The sequence below is a fragment of the Thermus scotoductus DSM 8553 genome (genome assembly GCF_000381045.1).
Taxonomy (GTDB): Bacteria; Deinococcota; Deinococci; order Deinococcales; family Thermaceae; genus Thermus; species Thermus scotoductus.
Genome location: NZ_KB905731.1, coordinates 66,530 through 86,084 on the forward strand (window position 1 = coordinate 66,530; position 19,555 = coordinate 86,084).

Annotated in this window: 19 protein-coding genes and 1 pseudogene; 5 read left to right on the plus strand and 15 right to left on the minus strand. The window is 64.0% G+C overall.

Features of this window, described 5'->3' with window-relative positions; all coding sequences use genetic code 11:
* Complete coding sequence (locus F604_RS0101845) at positions 1-435, minus strand: hypothetical protein (RefSeq protein ID WP_019550180.1); 435 nt, start codon at positions 433-435, stop codon at positions 1-3.
* 49 nt (positions 436-484) lie between these two features.
* Positions 485-853, minus strand: a complete 369-nt coding sequence (gene aroH / locus F604_RS0101850) for a chorismate mutase (RefSeq protein WP_019550181.1) — start codon at positions 851-853, stop codon at positions 485-487.
* A 68-nt stretch (positions 854-921) separates the two neighbouring features.
* Between aroH and F604_RS0101855 the strand changes: the two genes are divergently transcribed.
* Entirely contained in the window at positions 922-1,575 is a 654-nt protein-coding gene (locus F604_RS0101855) for a PIG-L deacetylase family protein (protein WP_019550182.1), read from the plus strand.
* On the opposite strand, the gene F604_RS0101860 is transcribed toward F604_RS0101855, so the two are convergent.
* Genes F604_RS0101860 through F604_RS0101890 form a run of 7 tightly spaced genes read right to left on the minus strand, consistent with a single transcriptional unit; the run spans position 1,463 to position 8,094 of the window.
* Positions 1,463-2,839, minus strand: coding sequence for a chloride channel protein (locus tag F604_RS0101860; protein ID WP_019550183.1), 1,377 nt, complete (start codon positions 2,837-2,839; stop codon positions 1,463-1,465). The genes F604_RS0101855 and F604_RS0101860 overlap by 113 nt on opposite strands.
* The gene (locus tag F604_RS0101865) at positions 2,839-3,948 is read right to left on the minus strand and encodes an amidohydrolase family protein (protein ID WP_019550184.1); all 1,110 of its coding nucleotides are present in this window, start codon (positions 3,946-3,948) and stop codon (positions 2,839-2,841) included. The genes F604_RS0101860 and F604_RS0101865 overlap by 1 nt, the downstream gene beginning before the upstream one ends.
* Positions 3,929-4,711: a GNAT family N-acetyltransferase gene (locus F604_RS0101870; RefSeq protein ID WP_026328914.1), complete on the minus strand. Its 783-nt coding sequence runs from the start codon at positions 4,709-4,711 to the stop codon at positions 3,929-3,931. The genes F604_RS0101865 and F604_RS0101870 overlap by 20 nt, the downstream gene beginning before the upstream one ends.
* Positions 4,684-5,793, minus strand: coding sequence for an o-succinylbenzoate synthase (gene menC / locus F604_RS0101875; RefSeq protein WP_019550186.1), 1,110 nt, complete (start codon positions 5,791-5,793; stop codon positions 4,684-4,686). The genes F604_RS0101870 and menC overlap by 28 nt, the downstream gene beginning before the upstream one ends.
* Entirely contained in the window at positions 5,784-7,052 is a 1,269-nt protein-coding gene (gene serS / locus F604_RS0101880) for a serine--tRNA ligase (protein WP_019550187.1), read from the minus strand. Before serS ends, menC begins: the two co-directional genes overlap by 10 nt.
* A gap of 2 nt (positions 7,053-7,054) precedes the next feature.
* Positions 7,055-7,324, minus strand: a complete 270-nt coding sequence (gene gatC, locus F604_RS0101885; RefSeq protein WP_211209614.1) for an Asp-tRNA(Asn)/Glu-tRNA(Gln) amidotransferase subunit GatC — start codon at positions 7,322-7,324, stop codon at positions 7,055-7,057.
* A 26-nt stretch (positions 7,325-7,350) separates the two neighbouring features.
* Positions 7,351-8,094, minus strand: coding sequence for a DUF554 domain-containing protein (locus F604_RS0101890; protein WP_026328915.1), 744 nt, complete (start codon positions 8,092-8,094; stop codon positions 7,351-7,353).
* Between the two features lie 18 nt (positions 8,095-8,112).
* On the opposite strand from F604_RS0101890, the gene mnmC2 reads away from it, so the two are divergent.
* Positions 8,113-8,766 carry a tRNA (5-methylaminomethyl-2-thiouridine)(34)-methyltransferase MnmC2 gene (gene mnmC2, locus F604_RS0101895; protein ID WP_019550190.1) on the plus strand — a complete coding sequence of 218 codons (654 nt, stop codon included), beginning with the start codon at positions 8,113-8,115 and terminating at the stop codon, positions 8,764-8,766.
* Here the strand turns inward: mnmC2 and F604_RS0101900 are convergent.
* Positions 8,675-9,856 (minus strand): polysaccharide deacetylase family protein, encoded by a 1,182-nt coding sequence (locus F604_RS0101900; protein ID WP_019550191.1) that lies wholly within the window; start codon positions 9,854-9,856, stop codon positions 8,675-8,677. The two genes, mnmC2 and F604_RS0101900, sit on opposite strands and share 92 nt — an antisense overlap.
* Complete coding sequence (locus F604_RS0101905) at positions 9,847-11,013, minus strand: MFS transporter (protein WP_019550192.1); 1,167 nt, start codon at positions 11,011-11,013, stop codon at positions 9,847-9,849. Before F604_RS0101905 ends, F604_RS0101900 begins: the two co-directional genes overlap by 10 nt.
* 14 nt (positions 11,014-11,027) lie before the next feature.
* On the opposite strand from F604_RS0101905, the gene F604_RS0101910 reads away from it, so the two are divergent.
* Positions 11,028-11,711: a glycosyltransferase family 2 protein gene (locus F604_RS0101910; protein WP_019550193.1), complete on the plus strand. Its 684-nt coding sequence runs from the start codon at positions 11,028-11,030 to the stop codon at positions 11,709-11,711.
* Here the strand turns inward: F604_RS0101910 and F604_RS0101915 are convergent.
* The 4 genes from F604_RS0101915 to F604_RS0101930 are packed head-to-tail and all read right to left on the minus strand — an operon-like array spanning position 11,650 to position 15,559.
* Positions 11,650-12,861, minus strand: coding sequence for a glycosyltransferase family 4 protein (locus F604_RS0101915; RefSeq protein WP_019550194.1), 1,212 nt, complete (start codon positions 12,859-12,861; stop codon positions 11,650-11,652). The genes F604_RS0101910 and F604_RS0101915 overlap by 62 nt on opposite strands.
* A 12-nt stretch (positions 12,862-12,873) precedes the next feature.
* The gene (locus tag F604_RS0101920; protein ID WP_020700618.1) at positions 12,874-13,950 is read right to left on the minus strand and encodes a glycosyltransferase family 4 protein; all 1,077 of its coding nucleotides are present in this window, start codon (positions 13,948-13,950) and stop codon (positions 12,874-12,876) included.
* On the minus strand, positions 13,944-14,981 hold the full coding sequence (locus F604_RS0101925; protein ID WP_019550196.1) for a glycosyltransferase family 4 protein: 1,038 nt from the start codon (positions 14,979-14,981) through the stop codon (positions 13,944-13,946). The genes F604_RS0101920 and F604_RS0101925 overlap by 7 nt, the downstream gene beginning before the upstream one ends.
* Entirely contained in the window at positions 14,978-15,559 is a 582-nt protein-coding gene (locus F604_RS0101930) for a pyroglutamyl-peptidase I (RefSeq protein WP_015717218.1), read from the minus strand. Before F604_RS0101930 ends, F604_RS0101925 begins: the two co-directional genes overlap by 4 nt.
* A gap of 52 nt (positions 15,560-15,611) precedes the next feature.
* Here F604_RS0101930 and F604_RS0101935 point away from each other — a divergent pair, with 52 nt between their 5' ends.
* Together F604_RS0101935 and mfd are read left to right on the plus strand one after the other, a co-directional pair.
* On the plus strand, positions 15,612-16,457 hold the full coding sequence (locus F604_RS0101935) for a DegV family protein (protein ID WP_019550197.1): 846 nt from the start codon (positions 15,612-15,614) through the stop codon (positions 16,455-16,457).
* Between the two features lie 54 nt (positions 16,458-16,511).
* Positions 16,512-19,447, plus strand: a pseudogene (gene mfd, locus F604_RS11770) (transcription-repair coupling factor).
* Positions 19,448-19,555 lie beyond the last annotated feature (108 nt).

Sequence of the window (19,555 nt, forward strand, 5' to 3'; positions counted from 1 at the left end):
CTACTGGCCCGTCTCCACCGCCTGGGCCTGGGCTGCCCAGCGCTCGGCCTCGGCCCGGTCCCCGCGCTGGTTGGCGTAGAAGGCCAGGGTCCGGGCCACCTTGGCCGCCGCCTGCCTGGCGGCCTCGTCCCAGGTGCCCCCCTTTTCCCGATAGTTCATCCAGGCCTCCCAGGCGCGGATGGCCCACTGGGTCTCGGTGTAGATCTCGGCCAAAAGACGGAGGGCCCGGAGGTCGTTGGGGTTTTGCTTCGCCAGGGCCTCCGCGGCCTCCAAGGCCCGCTTCCAGGGCGCGAGGTCCACGAATCCTACGGGGTAGGCCTTCCGGGCTTCCTGCCGCAGGGCCTCCACCCTTTCCAGGGTGAGGCCCCCCGCCTGCTGGGCCACTCCTAGGCTGAGAAGCGCCGCTATCCCCCAAGCCAGATATGCCTTTTTCATCCTGCACCTCCCTTTTTAGGGTACGCCCAAGGGGCCAGGGTGTCAAGGCTCATTGGGCGCTTTCCAGATCGGGCCTAAGCCGCACCGCCTCCCTTAGGTACACGTGGCGCACCCGGTCCTGGGGGGTGTCGGTGTTCCAAAGAGCCAGGACCCGGATCACCCGGGGCAGGCTTCCCGGCACCGGCACCTCCCGGGCGGACAGCAGGGGAACCCGGTGCATGCCTATCTGGCGGGCGGCCTCGGCGGGAAAGGCCGAATGTAGGTCCTCCGTAACCGTGAAGATGATGGCTGCCAGCTCCTCGTGGCTTTGGATGCCGTTTGCCTCCAGCATCTTAAGGAGAAGCTCCCGCGTGGCTTGATGGATGGCCTCCGGCGTATCCTCCTCCACGGTGATGGCACCCCTGATGCCCCGGACCATAGTTGGGCTCCATGCTAAGGGGTTTAGGCCGTTGGCACAAGACGGGTAGACTGGGAGTTGTGAATCTGATGGCGGTGTTCGCCCATCCCGATGACGAGATCGGGGCTTCAGGCACCCTGGCCCTCCACGCCCGGCGGGGGGACCGGGTGCTTTTGGTCTGGATGACCAAGGGGGAGTTGGCGAGCCAGTTCGGGGAGCTGGAAGAGGACGGGGTGGCCGAGATACGGGAGGGGCACGGGGCCCATGTGGCCCGGTTGATCGGGGCCGAGTACCGTTTTCTACCCTTTCGCGATACCTTTCTCACCGGGGGCAGGGAGGAAGCCCTGGCCTTGGCTCGGTTGATGGCCGAGTTTCGGCCGGATGCCGTGATCACCTGGGATCCCCTGGACGTCCACCCTGACCACCGGGCCACCCATCAGGCGGTCCTTTCCGCCTTAAAGTTTTGCCGCATACCCAAACTCGTGGGGGAGGCGCACCGGAAGCCGGTGCGCCTTTACCACTACCCGAGGCGGGATATTAGCCGGCCCTATGTGTACGTGGACATTTCCACCACCCAGGAGGTGGCGGAGGCGGTGTTCCGCTTCTACCAGGAGTTCTATGGCTGGCCGGTTACCCTCGAGGATTTTCGGGCTCAGCGGCGGCTTCGGGGTCGGGAGACGGGGGTTCCCTTTGCGGAGGCGTTTCAGACGGACTCCCCTCCGGCGTGGCCTGCTCTTCCCTAACGCCTTCCGCAGGATTGTAGGCAGGGGTGAGCACGTAGGCTAAGAGCACTGCGGGAAGGACCAGGGGCAAGGTGGCGTACCCGCCCCACTCCGCTGCCAGAACGGTGGCCGCGAAGGGAGCGCGGGCTACCCCCGCCAGCACCGCCACACCCCCGGCCAGGGCCAGGGTTTCAGGAGGAAGGGCCAGCGGGCCCGGCAGATGGGCCAGGAAAGCTCCCAAGAGCCCTCCCAGGACCAGGGCAGGGGTGTAGGGGCCCCCGTAGGCCCTTATCCCGCTGGCCAGGAGGAGAAGGAGGAGCTTGGCGAAAAGGAGGGACAGCACGGCTAGGGGGGGCAGAAGGGGAGTGGTGGCCACGGCTACCCAGCCCAGGCCACTCCCCAAGGCTTCGGGCAGAATGAGGAGGGCCAGGGCCAAGGCCAGGCCCAGGAGGGCATGGCGCCAGGGGTAGGGAAGAGGGCGGATGCGGCCTTCCAGAAAGCGCGAACCTTCCACCCAAAGGGTGGCCAGGGCAGCGGCCACCAGCCCTACCAGGGCGCCGGCGGGGAGGGCACCCATATCCACCTGGGCCTGGAAGGGTAGAAGGGGAGTGTAGCCGTAGAAGGCCCCGTAGACGGCAAAACCCGCCAAGGCCCCGATCAAGGCTGGGGTAAGGGCCCGGGCCTCGAGGAGGAGACTCCGGTAGAGGATTTCCGTGGCCAGCAGGGCCCCGGCCACCGGGGCATGGAGGCTGGCTCCAAGCCCGGCGGCAAGCCCGGCAAAGGCCAGCCCCCCACCCAGTCGAGGAAAGCGCCGGTCCAGCCCCCGGCCCAGCCAAAGCCCCAGCACCCCAAAGGGACCCTCGCGCCCCATGGGGGAGTAGAGGGAAAGCTGGAGTATCCCTCCCAACACGGCCCGCAGGTGGGAGGAGGGGGGGCTTGGCCGGTCCTCCCGGGCCTGGAGAAGAAAGGCGGCAAGCCCCTGGCCGGTTCCCAGGAAGCTGGTGAGGGCGAAGAGGAGGGGCAGGAGGAAGGCAAGGGGCCAGAGGGATGGTCCGGTGAAGACCTGGGCCAGGCCTCCTTCCCCGGGGGGTTCGGGGGCCAGGTACCCGAAGAAAAGGCCCAAGGCCTCGGTCAAGGCTCTAAGCAAGGCGTTCAGAAAGGCCAGGAGGAGCCCGGCCAAGGCTCCGGTGAAGGCGCTATAGAGGATGAGAGGTCCCGTATGCCGGACCTCCTGGTCCCAGAGGGAGGGGAAGCCGAGCTGGGGGCCGCGGCCCAAGGGGCGCATCAGAGGGAGTGTACCAGACTGGCGGGGCTTCCCCGGGTCAGGCGGGGGGTGGGAAGGCTCAGGGCCCGGTACCCTCCCCGGGTCAGGGCCCGAATGAGAACCCGGGGATCCACCTTCTCCCAGAGGAAAAGGGCCTCGTTTTTCACGTCCAGGTCTGGGCTGCTGGCCCGGGAGTCCGTGCCCAGGGCCAGCTCCACCCCATGGCGGGCGTAGAGGTGGATGGGAGCCTCCCCCACCTGCAGGTAAGCGTTGGACCGGGGGCAGAGGATGACCTTGGTGCCGGAATCCGCTAGCATCCTCACCTCTTCCTCGTCCACCTGCACCCCGTGGACCAAAAGGGTGTTGGGGCCCAAGGCGCCAAGGGCCTGAAGGTAGCGGATAGGGGTTAGGCCCGGGGGTTCAAAGGGGGTTCGGCTGAAGCGTCCGTGGATCTGGGTTAAAAACCCCTCTCCTTTTTGCAGGAAGGCTGCTTCTTCCTGGCTTTCCCCTGCGTGGATCATGAGGGGAAGGCCCTCGGCCCTGGCGTACTGGGCGAGCCGCCGCAACAGCGGTGCGCTCACCGAGTAGGGGGCATGGGGGGAAAGCCCCACCCTCACCCGTCCTTCCAGGCGCCGCCAGGCCTTGACCTTAGCCTGGACCTGCTGGAACACTTCCTCGGCGTCCTCGGGATCCGGGGCGAAGACCTCGTAGAAGGCCACCCCCGGCAGGGGGCTTTCCCGAAGCAGGAACTCCATGACCTCATCCTTGAACACCACGTCGGCGAAGGCCCCTGCCCCGGAGCGCAGGAGTTCCTCCAGGCCCTGCTTTGCCGCCTCGAGGCCCCGCTTTTCCCTATGGGCCACCACATGGGGGATGAAGCCGGAAAAGGGACCCCGGTAAAGGGGGTGTAGGGAAAGATCCAGGTGGGTGTGGGCGTTCACGGGGGGTGGGAAGAGGGCCTTTCCCTTGGGGACCACTTCCGCCTGGGGGAAGCGCGCCCGAAGCTCCTCCAGGCTTCCCTGGCCCACCACGGTGGGTCCCTGGACCGCTATGGCCCCCCGGAGCATGGGGGTGCCGAAACCCGTGTAGACCACCTCGGCGGTCCAGAGCTCAGTCCTTAGCCAGAACATAGCGGTTGGGGTTTCGGGCGAAGTCCACGGCCCGGTAGCCCTGGGCGAAGTAGTGGCCTAGGACCAGGCGGCTATGTTCCCGCCACGCCAGCGCCAGGGCTGGGTCTTCCCGCAGGATCCTTCCCCAGTCCTCGGGGATTTGGAAAAGGAGACGGGGGCCCTCGAGGTCCAAGAAGGCCTCCACGGGCTTTTCCGCCTCCACCCGGTTGGTCTGGGGCAACCCCTCCAGCAGGGGTTCAGGCGGCGGGGTGTAGATGCGGGCGTAGACCCTTTCCGAAAGGAGCTCCCACTCCGCCAGAAGCCGGTCCGAGGGGGCCCCGGCGTTGATGCCCGTCATGGGGCCGTAGTGGTCGGGAAGGTAGGTTTTGGCGGTGGCCCCAAGCTTCCTCAGGTTGAAGTTGGCGTTTACCCCCCGTAAGGGGTCGAAGGTCCAGACCACCTTCTTTATCCCCCGGGCCAGGCACCAGTCCCGCTGGAAGCGCTTTAGCCAAAGCGCGGCCCCCGTGCCCCGGTAGGCTTCCAGAACCCCCAGCATGTGGGAGTGCTGCAGGGTGGGGTCTTGGGTGGGGAAGCCAAAGACGAAGCCCACCATCCGCCCTTCCACGAAGGCTCCCGCCACCAGGCCCCCTTCATCCTGAACCGCAATGAGAAGGCCCCTTGGCACCAGATCGCTTTCCGCACGGCCCCAGACCTCCCGCTGGAGCTCCACCACGGCCTCCATCTCCTCAGGGCCCTTTAGCTCGCGGACATGTACCTCTGCCATAGGGTGATCCGCTCCACCAAGGGAAGCTTCAGGTGCACGCCGATACCTGGACCCTCGGGCACGGGCATAAGGCCCTCCTCCGCCTCGAGGGCCTCCTCCACGATGTCCTCCTCCCAGTAGCGGCTGGCCGAGCTCACGTCCCCGGGCTTGGTGAAGGCGGGCAGGGTGGCCAGGTGGAGGTTGTGGGCCCGGCCCACCCCAGCCTCCAGCATTCCTCCCATCCAAAGGGGAATCCCAGCGCTTTGGGCCAGGGCGTGGACCTTGAGGCTTTCCCCATGGCCCCCAAGCCGGGCCGGCTTGATGTTGAACACCTTTCCTGACATGAGCTCCATGGCCTTTCTCGCCTTTTCCGCGGAGGTGAGGCTTTCGTCCAGGCAGATGGGGGTGGCGATCTCCCGTTGAAGCCGGGCGTGGTCCAGGAGGTCATCGTAGCCCAGGGGTTGCTCGATGTAATCCAGGAAGAGCTCGTCCAGCCGTTTCAGCCGGGGAAAGTCGGAGAGGCGGTAGGCGCTGTTGGCGTCGGCGGTTAGGGTGGCTTCCGGGAAGGCCTGGCGCACGGCTTTCAGCACCTCGTAGTCCCAGCCCGGCTTGATCTTGAGCTTGATGCGCCGGTACCCCTCGGAAAGGTGCTTTTCCACAGCCTTCAGGGTGTCCGCCACTGTGGGCTGGATGCCCAGGGAGACGCCTACCTCCACCGCCTGCCGTACCCCGCCCAGGACCTGCCAAAGGGGTTTTCCCAAACCCTTGGCAAAGAGGTCCCAGAAGGCCATCTCCAGGACCGCCTTGGCCATGGGGTTTCCCCGGAAAGGGGCGAGGGCCTGGCTTAGGGCCTCAGGGTTGGGAAAGTCCTTTCCCAGAACCTGGGGCAGGAAGACCTCCTCCAGGAGGTAGCGGGCGCTGGCCACGGTCTCCTCCCGGTAGAGGGGAAGCTTCTCCATCACCCCTTCCCCTAGACCCTCGAGGCCCTCTCCGAAAAGCCTCAGGAGGAGGATGGTTCGCTTGGTCTGCACCCCGAAGCTGGTCTCAAACCGGAACTTCAGGGGTAGCTCCAGGATCCTAAGCTCTGCAGCTTCTAGACGCATGGCTCCAGCACCTCCTTGCCCAGGTAGGGGATAAGGGCCTCGGGTACCCTCACCCGTCCATCGGGAAGCTGATGGTTTTCCAAAAGCATCACCAGGATCCTGGGGGTGGCCAAGGCCGTGTTGTTCAGGGTGTAGGCGTACTGCACCCTGCCTCCCTTGTCCCGATAGCGGAGGTCCGCCCTCCGGGCCTGCCAGTCCAGAAGGGCCGAGCAGGAGTGGGTTTCCCGGTACCGCCCCTCCGAGGGGACCCAGACCTCCAGGTCCACCTGCCGCCACTTCCCCGGGCCCATGTCCCCTGTGGAGACCTCCAGCAGGCGGTAGGGAAGCTCCAGGAGGCCGAGGATCTCCTCGGCGTTTTGCAAAAGCTCCTGGAAGGCTTGGTCCGAGGCCTCGAGGCTTGCCTCGGTGAGCACGTACTGCTCCACCTTGTGGAACTGGTGCACCCGCATGAGGCCCCGCACGTCCTTGCCGAAGCTGCCCGCTTCCGAGCGGAAGGCGGGAGCGTAGCCGGCGTACCGCTTGGGAAGCTCTTCCTGCTGCAAAATCTCCCCGCTATGAAGGGCGTTTAAGACCACCTCGGCGGTGCCCGTGAGGTAGAGGTCCGTGCCGGCGATGGGCCAGACCTGATCCCTGGCGGCCGGGAAGTGCCCGGTGCCGATAAAGGCCTTCTCCCTGGCGTAGGAGGGAAGGGTCAAGGGAGTGTAGCCCTTTCGCACCATGAAGTCCATGGCAAAGCGGATCAGGGCCAGCTCATAGAGGGCCAAGTCCCCCCTCAAGGCATAGGTGCGGCTTCCCGAAACCTGGCTGATCCTGGGTTCCCACCAACCGTTTTTCTCCAGGAGGCTCACGTGGTCCAGGGGAGGGAAGGAAAACTCTGGTGGGGTTCCCACCCGCTTGATCTCCACGTTGGCGGAGTCGTCAGGTCCTACTGGAGCCCCTGGCCAGGGGGGAAGGGGCACCTTAAGGAGAAGTTCCCAGAGCTGGGCTTCCTTCTCCCGCAGGGCTTCCTCCACCCTCTTGGCCTCCTCCGCCAGGGCCTTGCCCCGGGCCACCAGGTCGGGCCTCGCCTCAGGGGGTGCCTTGGGGACCTCCTTGGCGATGCGGTTGCGCTCGGTCTGTAGCTCCTGGAGCCGGGTCTTTAAGCCCTGTACCTCGGCGTCCAGGGCCAGAAGGGCATCCAGATCCAGGGCCACCCCCTTTAGGCGGATGGCTTCCCGATAGACCTCGGGGTTGCGGCGGAGATGCTTGAGGTCCACCATGGCTACTCCAGCACCTTGGGCACCTGGAAAAACCCCTCTTCAGCCTCGGGGGCTATTTTTAGGGCCTCTTCCTGGGAAAGGGAAGGAAGGGGCTCATCCTCCCTGAGGTGGCCTTGGGCGTCCTCCTCCCAGGCTTCCCCCACCTGGGGAAGGGCGTCCACGAACTCCAGGATCCGCTTGAGGTCCGTTAGCAGCAAGGCTTCCTCCTCGGGGGAAAGCCGGATTTTGGCAAGGCTTTCCAGCTTGCGCAGAAGCTCCGGGGATAGCTCCATGCCCCGCATTTTACCCTCGGGAAGCCCTACGAAAGCCGGTTGGCCAAAGCCCAGACCAAGGGGGCTAGGAGGAGGGCGGGAAGAAAGGAGCCCACCCGCACCTTGGTGAGGCCCAGGAGGTTGATCCCCACCCCCAGGACCATAAGCCCTCCTACCCCGGTCACTAAGAGGACCCGGGGATCCTGGGCGGGGTCGGGGAGAACCTGGCTCAGGGTACCGGCCAGAAGGGCGATACCCCCTTGGTAGCCGAGGATGACCAGCACGCTAAACCCAACGCCTACGCCGAAAGAGCTGGTGAGGGCGATGGCGGAAAGGCCGTCCAGGGTGGCCTTAAGAATAAGGATACTGGGATCCCCGGTCAGGCCGTTTTGGATGGAGCCGAGAAGGGTCATGGGGCCCACGCAAAAGAGAAGGCTTGCGGCCACGAAGCCCTCAGTGAAGCTTCCCCCGCCCCTTACCGCCCGCTTGATCTTCTCCCCTATTCCCTCGAGGGCTTCCTCAATCCGCCACCACTCCCCAAGAAGCCCTCCCAGCACCAGGGCGATGAGTCCCAGGACCACCCCGTCTATGGCCCCACCCCTGGCTTTTCCCAGGGCGCTGGCCATGGAGAATCCGATAAAAAGGGTGGTGAGCCCCACCCCCTGGACCATGATGCGGGCCATGCGTTCGGGGAGCCGGCCCCGAAGCATAAGGCCAAGCCCTGTGCCCAGGGTCACGGTGGCGGCGTTGGCCAGGGTTCCCGAGAGCTTGTCCAGAAGGCTGAGCTCCATGGGGGCTATTCTACGGGAGTGGAGCCCATCCTCACCCAGGATGGAACCCCCACCCTCTTCCACCCACGGTACGGGGAGGCCTACCATCCCCGGCAGGGAGCCTTGCTCCAGGCCAGGCGGCTTTACCTGGAGAAGACCCTCACCCATCTCCATCCCGCTCCCAGGGTCCTCGAGGTGGGCCTAGGGCTTTTGGTGAACTTCCGCGTGACCCTGGAAAGCACCCTGGGCCGGGGGGTGTACCTCCGCTATTTGGCCGTGGAACGGGAGCCGCTGCCCCGGGAGGTGCTCGCGCGGGTGCGCCTCCCTCTTCCCAGGGCGGAAGAGGTGTTTGCGGAAATCCTTAAGGGCTGGCCTAATGCCTGCTTCCTTGGGCCTTGGGGCGAGCTTCGCATCCTCTTTGGGGAGGTGGAGGCTTTGGAGCTTCCCCAGGACTGGGCCACGGCGGTTTACCTGGATCCCTTCAGCCCCCGGGTGAATCCGGGGCCTTGGTCCTTGCCTGTTCTAAAGGGGCTTCACCGGGCTTTGCGGCGTGGGGGAAGGCTTGCCACGTACTCCGCCCAAGGGGTTTTCCGCCGGGCCCTCAAGGAGGCGGGGTTTGCCCTTCACCGGGTGCCTGGGGTGGGGAAGCGGGAGTGGACGGTGGGAATCGCCTTAAAACCTCCTCCCGGCTGAGGTAGGTCAGCTCGGCCCAGGAGCGGTCGGGTTTGGGCAGCTCCCCCCGGTACAGCCAAAGGAACCAGGCGCTGCTCAAGGTGGCCGCGAGACGGGGCCAAGGGGGAAGGGGATGGGTGTGGAAGCCAAAGAGCCTGGCTCCCTGGGCCAGGTAGCTGTAGCCGTAGACCAAGCGCACCTCGGGGTCTTGAGCCACCCGTTCCGCCACCTTCTTGAGGCTTTCTCGCACGTATCGGATGGCCTCGAGGGGGGAGAGTTCCATGCTCCGCTGGCTTTCCAGATGGAGCTCCAAGGCGGGGGTGCCCCGGGGTAGCCCGGGTAGATCGGGTCCGGGAAAAGGCTTCTTCTCCACCCGGAAGAGGTCGAAGGGACCGTATCCCGCCCGGGCCACCCGGTGCTTGGCGTTGTACCGTTCCTCAAATCCCTGGAGCCCCCGGATAAGGGCGAGCCTCGGGGTGAGGGGTAAGGGGGCGAGGCCGTCCAGGGTGACGGGTTGGTATCCCAGCCGTAGCATCTCGGGAAGCGCCCGCTCCAGGAGCCTGAGGGTGCGCTCCGGCCCGTCGTGGAGGAGGATGATGGACCCTGGGCGCAGGTAGTAAAGAAGCCTTTCCGCCAGGGCCTCAGGAGGAAGGTCCAGCCAGTCCTTGCTTTCCAGGTCCCACAGGGCGATGCGTTTGCCCAGGAGGCGGGCAAAGAGGCGGGTAAAAGGGGTGTGGAGTCCATGGGGAGGCCGGTAGTAGCGCCCGGGGTTCCGGCGCATGTGCTCCCACTCCACCCAGGGCAGGAAAAGCCTCCAGGCCTGGTGCCACTCCCCGTGGTCCTCCACCTGGTGGCCTTCGCGCTTGATGGCCTCCACCAGGTCCGGCCGGGCCTTGGCCCGTTCCCCGGTCAGGAAGAAGGTGGCCGTGACCCCGTGCTGGCGCAAAAGCTCCAAGAGGGCTTCCGTCCTCTCCGAGGGGCCGTCGTCGAAGGTCAGGGCCACCTTGGGGGTGCGCCTCGAGGCGTGGGCATAGGCTCCGAGGCCCAGAAAGCGAAAGAGGAGGTCGGAAAGCCCATAGAGTAGAAGGATCAAGGCCAGAATCAGTTCCACCGCATCCTCCAGAAAAGAACGGCATAGAAAAGGCTTAGCAGGAAGAAGACGGCGCTTCCGGTGAGGAGCGGGGCCCGTAGCCCGAAGGCCTCCCAGAGCAATCCCCCCACCGCTGGTCCCAGGGCTATCCCTAGCCCCTCCACGGTCATCAGCCCGCCCCAGATGGCAGCCCGGTTTTCCTGGGGCAGGTTTTTGGCCAGAAAGCCATTCCAGCCGGGAAGAAACAGGCTATAGCCCACCCCGGCCAGGAGGACAAGGAGGATTAGCTCCATGAAACTTGGGGTGAAGGCTAACCACACCATTACCACCCCCAGGAGGAAAAGCCCGCCCACCAGGGCGAACCGGTAGCCCTTGCGGTCCACCTGTCTGCCGGTCAAGGGGAGGAGGCCCAGGGCCAGGGCCCCCCCCAGCAAAAGAAGCCCCCCCAGGGCGATGGGTTCTAGGGCCAGTTCTTCCTTGGCAAGGCGAAGGATGAAGAGGGAAACCAAGGCGGGGGCGAAGGTCTGGCCAAAGGCGGCGGGCAGAAAGAATAGAAGCCGCTTATAGGGGTATGGTTCCCGCACGGCTTTGGGAATGGGGATGCGGAAGGGGAAGAGGCTTAGGGCAAGGAGGAGGACCACGCCTTGGGCCACCATGAGCAGAGTGAGGGCGGCTTCCGGCTCTTTCTGGGCCACCTGCCCCACCCCCACCAGGCCGATGCCCACCCAGGGCATAACCAGGGTCAGGGTAAAGGATAGGGCACGTGCCTCCCGCCCGGGCACGGCGATGCGGCTGGCCAGGGTCATGAGTCCAGGGTATAGGGTGGACATGCTAAGCCCCCAAAGTACGGCCAGGACCCATAGGAGCCAAGCGGCGTGGGCCATGGGGGTGAGGAGGAGGGTAAGGAAGCCGGCAAAGGCAGCCAGGCTTACCGTTTTCCCGAACCCCACCCTTTCCGCCAGGAGGCCGCCAAAGGTTTTGGAGAGGTTTTCCGAGAGTTGGTGAAAGGTAAAGGCCAGAGTGAAGGCCGCTGGGCCGAGCCCCAGGTGCTCGGGAGCGTAAAAGGGGAGAAGGCCGGCAAAGAAGCCGCTACGCACCCCCTCCATAAGGCCAACGGCAAGGACCAGGCGAAGGAATACGAAAAGCCCTTCCCTGGCCCATGGCAGATAGCGAAACACGCTAAAGTATACCTGTGCGCATCAGCGTGGTGATCCCCGCCCGCAACGAAGAGGAACTCTTGCCCAAAGCCTTGCAGGCGGTTTTGGCGCAGACGCTGCCGCCTTTTGAGGTGATCGTGGTGGACAATGCCTCCACCGACCGCACCCGGGAGGTGGCGGAGGGATTTGGTGTGCGGGTGGTGTATTGCCCCCGGAAGGGGGTAGCCTACGCCCGCCAGGCGGGGCTTCTGGCCGCCCGTGGGGAGTGGGTGGCCATGACCGATGCCGATTCCCTACCTTTGCCCACCTGGCTTCAGTACCTGGCTGAACGGGCGGAGGGGGCGGTGGCGGTTTACGGACCCCTGCGGTTTTACGGGGTCCCGCCCCTGGCGGCCTTTGTGTCCGAATGGGGTTACCGGGTGTTTCTCCACCTAATGGCCTGGATGGGAAGGCCCAACGTGGCCGGGGCCAACATGATGGTTCTGAGGGATGCCGCCCTTCGCGTGGGGGGCTTCCCGGAGGTGGAGGCCAAGGAGGATGTGTTGTTGGGTTGGAGGCTGAAAAAGGTGGGAGTAGTGCGCTACGCATCGAGGGCCTTGGTCCTCACCTCCCCGAGGAGGCTCAAGGGCGGTTGGGGGAGGTTTCTTGTACGGCAAGTTAGAAATCTCTTGGGCGATCCTCGAGGCTACTTCGGGGAAGACGGGGGAAGGGAAAGATGAGCCTCCGGGGTTCCACCCGCACGATCTCGTTGGCTTCGTCGTATACGGCCACGATTTTTTCGGCGATCCGCTCCGCAGAGCGTTCCATGGCCCAGGCTCGGGCCTCGAGGCTGAAGCGTCGGCGCTTCTCCTCGTCTTTCAGAAGTTCCAAGGCCCTGGCTGCCAGGGCTTGGAAGTCCTTTGGAGCCACCAGGTACCCGGTCTGGCCGTCCACTACCCCCTCCAGTACCCCTTCTGCCCCCACGGCCACCACCGGCACCCCCATGGCCTGGGCCTCCCAGATCACCAGCCCCTGGGTTTCTGTCTCGCTGGCAAAAAGAAAGACCTCCGCCATCCGGTAGTACCCACCGATATACCGGTAGGGCACCGTGCCCAAGAAGCGCACCCGGTCCTGTATGCCCAGGTGGGCTGCCAAGCGCTTCAGGTTTTCCAGTTCCGGCCCCTCGCCTATGTGAACCAAGAAGACATCCTCTTCCCGGGCCATCTCGGCCACCGCCTTGAGGACCACGTCAAAGGCCTTTTCCTTACCCAGCCGGCCCACGGTGATGAGGCGCCTTTTTCCCTCGGGCCAGGGGGAGGGGGAGGGAAGGGGTGCTTCTTCCAGGATACGGTTGTCAATACCCGTGGGAATAACCCGTATGGGCCTTTGGATGCCGTAGCCCTCTGCCAGCCGCTTTACCGGTTCGGTGGGGGCGATGACCACCTCCACCCGGTTGTAAAAAGCCTTGGCAAGCCTGGGAATGATTCCTGTGTATTTGTCTAAGACGGCGAGACCTGGCACGTAGTGGGCGTACTTTTCGTAATGGGTGTGGAAGGTGGATACGTGGGGGAGCTCTTTATTGCGCGCGATCCTGAGGCCCCACACGCCCAGGGTTAGGGGGGTGTGGGTATGAATGACCTCAAACTCCGTGGGGAGGTGGCGGGCGGAGGGCAGGGCAATCTGCTGTCCCTCGTAAAAGGGATAGGGCACGGAAGGAACCCGGACCACGCCTTCTTCGCGCTCAGGGGCCTCGGGATGGTGGGGTGCCACCACCCAGGCCTCGTGCCCCATGCGCCTAAGCTCCCTAAGGAGGAGGTAAACGCTGGTGGTTACCCCGTTGGGGTTGGGGAAGTAGACATCGGTGAAGAGGCCTACGCGGTAGAGGCGCATGCGCCCACGATTTTACAACGGGACCTTGGATAGGGCGCGGAGCACATCTGCCAACATAAGCGCTCCAACGTCCACGCTCCTTTCGGAAAGGATACGCTGGCGGCCTTTTTCGCCCAGCTCACGCGCTTTTTGGGGATTTTGCATCAGCCAGCGGACAGCCTGGCTCAGGTTCCTGGGATGGGGAGGCACAAGCAACCCTTCCCTGGGTGAAATAACTTCCTGTTGAGGAGGGAAGGGACTGGTGATAACGGGTAAGCCGGACGCCATACCTTCCAAGATGACCAGCCCTGGATTATCCGCAAGCGTAGGGAAAAGCACTGCGTCCGCTGCTCGGTAGAGCTCTGCGATGTCTTCCCTTCTTCCCAGGAATCTTACGTTGGACAAATTCAAAACCCGGGCCAGGGAGCGTAGGCCCTTGGACCAGGAACCTTCTCCCACCAAGACGAAATCGGCATCCGGCGTGAGGCGCGCGGTTAGAAGGACGGCTAGGTGATTCTTTTCCAGGGTGAATCTGGCAGGTGTCAGAAGGGTGAAGCGGGAGAATTGGTAAAGGGACCGAAGGGCTTGCCGCTCTTCTGGAGAGGGGGGGCGGAAACGGTCGGGGTCTACGCCCACGGCCACCACTTGGGTTTCTAGGCCAAAGTGGCGGCGGAGATAATGGGCAGCCCAGTGGGTACCTACCAACACCGCATCGGCGTCCTTAAGCTTAGATGCTTTGGTGGCACCGTAGATGAGTTGGTATAGCCGTTTAATTCCGAACGGGTAGTGGTATTCCAGCTGGTCGTGTAGGAACACGGCCTTAGGAGAGGGAAGCTTCTTTAAAAGGAGATATGTCTTTGGGTACCACGCCTGGAGGATGCGGACATCATAGTTCTCAGTGAGGTGAACGAGAGCGTTATGGCTTGGGTATGTGTGAGTGGGGACTCCCCTTGCTTCCAGAAGTTCCTTAAGCCTAGCCAACCCCGACGAGGAAGGAAGAAAAACGGCTGGGCTGATCCTTTGCTGCGGGAGTTTTGGCAGCGTTTCGAGAAGCCATATTTCGCTACCAGCTATCCTAGGAGCATCGGTTATGAACGCAGCTCTCAGCATATCGCTAAAACGGAGGCCAAGGTGTGCGCACTTTTTTCCAGGGTGTGATGAGCAAGAACGTGGGCTCGCGCTTGCTTTCCAAGGTGGAGGGGCAGATTTTGCAGGGCCCGGGCTAGAGCTGAGGGCCACGGGGGTGTGAGCAGGCCTGTTTGCCCGCTGACGATCAGCTCTTGTTGTGCAGGGATAGGTGTGCTTACCGTGGGCAGAGCGGAAGCCATGGCCTCGAGGGTGGCCAGGCTTTGGTTCTCCCCTAGGGTGGGGAGGAGCATGGCGTCCACCGCTCGGTACAGCTCTGGCATGTCCGTGCGTCGTCCGAGGAAGTGCACGTTCTTTAGATTAAGGAACCAGGCAGTTTTTTGCCAAAGCCCCATTAGCTCTCCCGTACCCACGAGCAAAAAATCGGCCTCAGGTAACAGCTTGGCGGTGAGAAGTACAGCGAGATGGTTCTTTTCCAGGCTCATTCGCGCGGGTACGATTACGGAAAACCTCTGGAGGCCATAGCGTTTCCTGAGCGCTTCCTTTTCCCCGGGTCCTGGGGGGCGGAAGTGTTCCGTATCCACCCCGTTGGGAACGGCATAGACGTTCCTAATCCCGTGAACTTCTTTCAACCACCGGGCTGCCCAGCGGGAGACGGTGATCACGGCCTCGGCCCGGGTTAGGTTGGGAACTTGGAGAAGGCGGTAGCCCAATCGGTATGCGTAACGGAGACCGAGCGGATAAAAGATCTCGATCTGATCGTGGATCAGGAGGGTTAAGCGGGTATATCTCGCGAAGAACTTCTTGTAGCTTTGGGGGTACCAGGCAGAGGCTACCACGCGGTCATATCCCAAAGGGAGGTCCTCGAAGGATCGGTAGGCGTGCACAGGTACCCCCCTTGCTTCTAAAGCCTGGCGGATCCATGCGTTGCCCTCTGCCAGGGGCAAGGCGGCCTCGGCCTCGAGGCCGAGCTGGCGAAGCCGGGGAAGCATCTCCTTGAGGTAGATCTCGCTTCCCCCCACGGTCTTGGCGTCGGTAAGAAAGAGAATCCTCATAATAGGGTGTCCAGAAGAAGCGTGACTGCCCTTACCTGTTCCGCCAGGGGAAGGTAGGCCCCACCCCGTTCCAGGGCAAGGGTTTCATCAGGGGGAAGGTGGACGAAGCCTACGGGAACTTCGGGGGGCAGGTGGAAAAGCGACAAATAGAAGGCTTGGTTACAGAGATAGCTTCCTGCGGAGAGGCTTTGTTTGGCGGGTATCCCGGCTTCCCGAAGTCGGCGGAGGGATTCTTTTAAGGGAAAGCGGGCCTCGAGGGCTAGGGGTCCCCCAGGTACCACCGGCGTATCCTCCCATCGGATGCCCCGGTTGTCGGGGCGCTCGAAGTCCAAGAGGTTTATCGCCAGACGCTCCAGGCTGAGGAGGGGTCTTCCTTCCGCCAGGCCTAGATGGAGAACCACCTTAGGCTTCAGTGCGTGAAGCTTCCTCAGGACCCCCGGAAGTGCAGCGGAGTCCACGGGAAGGATGGCCTTGTGGAGGGGATGGTCACCCACCCCTTGGGGTAATCGCTCTAGAAGGGTGGCCGAGGGATTGTGTTTAAGACCGCCAAAGGGTTCGAAACCGGTGACCAGGATCATGAGCTAAACTCCGTCGCCATTATAGCTGAGGTCTTCTTTTACCCGGTATAAGATGGGGTACGTGGAACTGGGTCTGGTGACGGATGCCGCAGCGGACCTGTCCCCGCGGTTCCTAGAAGAGGAGGCGGTGGGCCTGGTGCCCATCTACGTCCACCTGGGGGGCAGGAGGTACAAGGACTGGCGGGAGCTTACCCCGGATGCCCTCTATCAGGCCATACGGGCAGGGGCCGAGCCCGTGACCGAGCCTCCAGGGGTGGAGGACTTTGCCGAGGTTTACGAGCGCTACCTCCAGATTTATGACCGCGTTCTTTCCCTGCATGTTTCCGGGGAGCTCTCCAAAACCGTGGACAGGGCCCGGGAAGCAGCTTTGAAGGTGGCTCCCACCCGCATCCGGGTGGTGGACTCGGGCATGGTATCCGCTGGGCTTGGGGCCATGGTGCTGAGGGCGGTGGAGATGCTGAGGAAGGGAGCGGAGGAGGAGGCCATCGTGCGAGAGATGGAGAGGCTTCGCCGCTCGAGTCTTTACTTCAGCGTGGCCGACCTTTCCCATCTGGCCCGAAACGGGCGGCTGCCTCGCTTTGGGGAGGTGATCGGGAACCTTTTGGGTCTTCGCCCCATCCTGCGCATTGAGAAGGGACATATCCGCTTCCTGAAGGTGGCCCGAGAAGGGGCGGTGCCCGAGGTCCTGGCCCGGTTGGTCCTCGAGGAGCTTCAAGGAAAACCGGCCCGCATCACCATTGCCCACACCGATGCCAAAAGCGAGTGGATTGAAGGCTTAAAGAAGAGCTTGGAGGGCGCTTTGCGCCTGGAAAGGGGGCGCATCACGCGAAGCGGAGCCACCATCGCCGCCAACGTGGGTCTTGGGGCCATAGCCATCCATGCTTACTCGATAGAATAGGCCAAGGGTGCCCCCTCCGGCTCCCGGGTCAGAGGGGGTGGATGCTTCTTGCCCATGGAGATCGCCCTGGAACGGTATTACGGGCACCGCCTGGCCCTGCCCCAGGTGGTGGCGGCCTTGATTTTTGCCCGGGAGAAGCCCCCGGCCCTCCTTCTGGTCCCAGAGGAGCGCTTGAGGCGCTACCGGGACCTCCTAGCCTTTGGCGTGCCGGTTTACGTGAACCCTGGCCTCGAGGCCTGGGAGGAGCGGGCCCTCTTCGTGATGAGTTACGAGGAGGCCCTTGCTCCCTTTCCTGAGGACCCCTCCGCCTGGCGGCTCGTTTTGGAGGTGGGCCGAAGCTATCCTCGAAGGGAGCTCCTGGACCGCCTCCTGCGCATGGGGTACGCCCGGGATGAGGATTACCGGGTGCTGGGGGAGGTGCTGGAGCTTGGCGGGGTGCGGCTGGAGTTCTTTGGGGAAGAGCTAGAGAGGCTTTTGGTGGAGGGAGAGGAACGCAAGCGGCACATCCTTCTACCCAAGCCGGGCAAGGCCGAAGCCTTTACCTCCAGAAAACTCCTCCACTTTCCTGGCCCCGTGTACCTGGACACCCCAGCCCTGGCCCCCAAGGAGGTCTGGTCCCTTTTAAGGGGGCGTCAGGTGGTGGCCCTGGGGAGCGGGGTGGAGCTTCCTCCCTTGGACCTGGGGATGAGACCCCTTCCCCCGTACAGGGGAAGCCTTAAATCCCTGGAAAAGGACCTTGCCCGCTGGCTCGGGGAGGGGAGGCGGGTTAGCCTCTTCGTGGCCCACGAGCGCACCCTGGACTACCTGAAAAGGCGGCTTGCCCCCTTCCGTCCCCAGGTACCCGAGCGGTTTCCGGGTCCCAGAGGCCAGCTTTCCCTTTTCAGGGGAGCCTTCGAGGGAGGGGCGGAGTGGGGGAGGAGGTTTTCCTCACCGAGGCCTTGGTCTTTGCCACCGGTGCGGTGCGGGCCAGGTTGCGGGTGGGGGAGGGGCTTACCGACCCCGGGGCTCTCTCCCCTGGGGATTTCCTCATCCACCCCGACCACGGCGTGGGCCAGTACCTGGGCTTGGAAACCCGGGAGGTGCTGGGGGTTAGGCGGGACTACCTGGTCCTCCGCTACAAGGGGGAGGGGAAGCTTTACCTTCCGGTGGAGCAGCTGCCCCTTCTCAGGCGCCATCCCGGCACCACAGATGACCCTCCGGAACTTTCTTCCCTGGGCAAAGGGGAGTGGCAGCGGCTTAAGGAGAAGGCCAGGAAGGATGTGGAGGAGCTGGCGGCACGGCTTCTCATCCTTCAGGCCAAGCGGAAGGCTACCCCGGGCCGGGCCTTTCCTCCCTTGCCGGAGTGGGATCCCCTTATCGAGAGGGGCTTCCCCCACGAGCTCACCCCGGACCAAAAACAGGCCCTGGAGGAGGTCCTGCGGGACCTCGAGGCTCCTTTCCCCATGGACCGGCTCATCTCCGGGGACGTGGGCTTTGGCAAGACGGAGATTGCCCTCCGGGCTGCCCACCGGGTGGTGGGGCACGGGGCCCAGGTGGCCTTTTTGGTGCCCACCACCCTTTTGGCGGAGCAGCATGGCAAGACCTTCCGGGAGCGGTTTGCCGGGCTTCCCGTGCGCATCGGGGTGCTTTCCCGCTTTACCCCCGAGAAGGAGGAGAAGTCCATCCTGGAGGGCTTGGAAAAGGGCACCCTGGACATCGTCATCGGCACCCACCGCCTTCTCCAGCCCGACGTGCGTTTTAAGGATCTCGGGCTTTTGATTGTGGACGAGGAGCACCGCTTCGGGGTGGCGCAGAAGGAGCGGATCCGCGAGCTGAAGGCCGAAGTGGATACCCTTTACCTCTCGGCCACGCCCATCCCCCGTACCCTTTATTCCGCCCTGGTGGGCCTGAAGGACCTATCCAGCATCAAAACCCCACCGCCAGGCCGGAAGCCCATTCGCACCTTCCTGGCTCCCTTTGACCCCCTTCTGGTTCGGGAGGCCATCCTTTTTGAGCTGGAAAGGGGAGGCAAGGTGTTTTATGTGCACGACCGGGTGGCCTCCATCGAGGCGAGGAGGCGCTACCTGGAAAACCTGGTGCCCGAAGCCCGCATCGGGGTGGTCCACGGCCAGATGCCCGAAGGCCTGGTGGAGGAGACCATGCTCCTCTTCGCCGAGGGAGCTTACGATGTCCTTCTGGCCACCACCATCATCGAGTCGGGCCTGGACGTGGGCGAGGCCAACACCATCCTCATCGAGCGGGCTGACCGTCTGGGCCTCGCCACCTTGTACCAGCTCCGGGGCCGGGTGGGGCGGCGGGAGCAGGAGGCCTACGCCTATCTCTTCCATCCTCCCCGGCTCACCGAGGCGGCGGAAAAGCGCCTCAACGCCATCGCTGATCTTTCCGACCTGGGAAGCGGCCATCTCCTGGCGGAGAAGGACATGGAAATCCGCGGCGTGGGGAATCTCCTGGGCCCTGAGCAACACGGGCATATCCGGGCCCTATCCCTCGAGGTCTACAGCGAGCTTCTGGAGGAGGCCATTCGCAAGCTCAAGGGCGAGGCCAAGGAGGAGAGAAGGCACGTTACCCTGGACCTGGGAGTTTCCGCCCGGCTTCCTGCGGAGTACGTGCCGAGCCTCGAGGCCCGTAGCCGCTACTACGGCCGTCTGGCCGAGGCCCGGAGCCTGGCGGAGGTTTCCCGCATCGCCAGGGAGCTCAAGGACCGGTATGGCCCCCTTCCCGAGGAGGCGGAAAACTTCCTGGCCCTTGCCCGGCTCCGCCTGGTGGCGGAGCGGAAGGGGGTGGTCTCCATCACGGAGGACCTTGCCCACCTCCAGGTCATCTTTCCCCGCTGGCCCCTGGACTATGACGCCAAGGCTTTGAGGCAACTTCCCTTCCGGGTCGAGCTTACCCAGTATCCCCCGGGCTTTCGCCTGGAGAAAAAGGGCTTAAAGCCCCGGGACTACCCCGAGGCTTTGCTCCAGGCCCTGTACTTGTTTGCCGATGCCTAGGGGTTTGGGATCAGGTTGAAAAGCTTGAGCCTTAGTACCAGTTCTGCCTGGGTCAGGGTGTACTGGACTCGTTCCCCGCTTAGGCTTAGGCTAAGCCTGGCACCCACG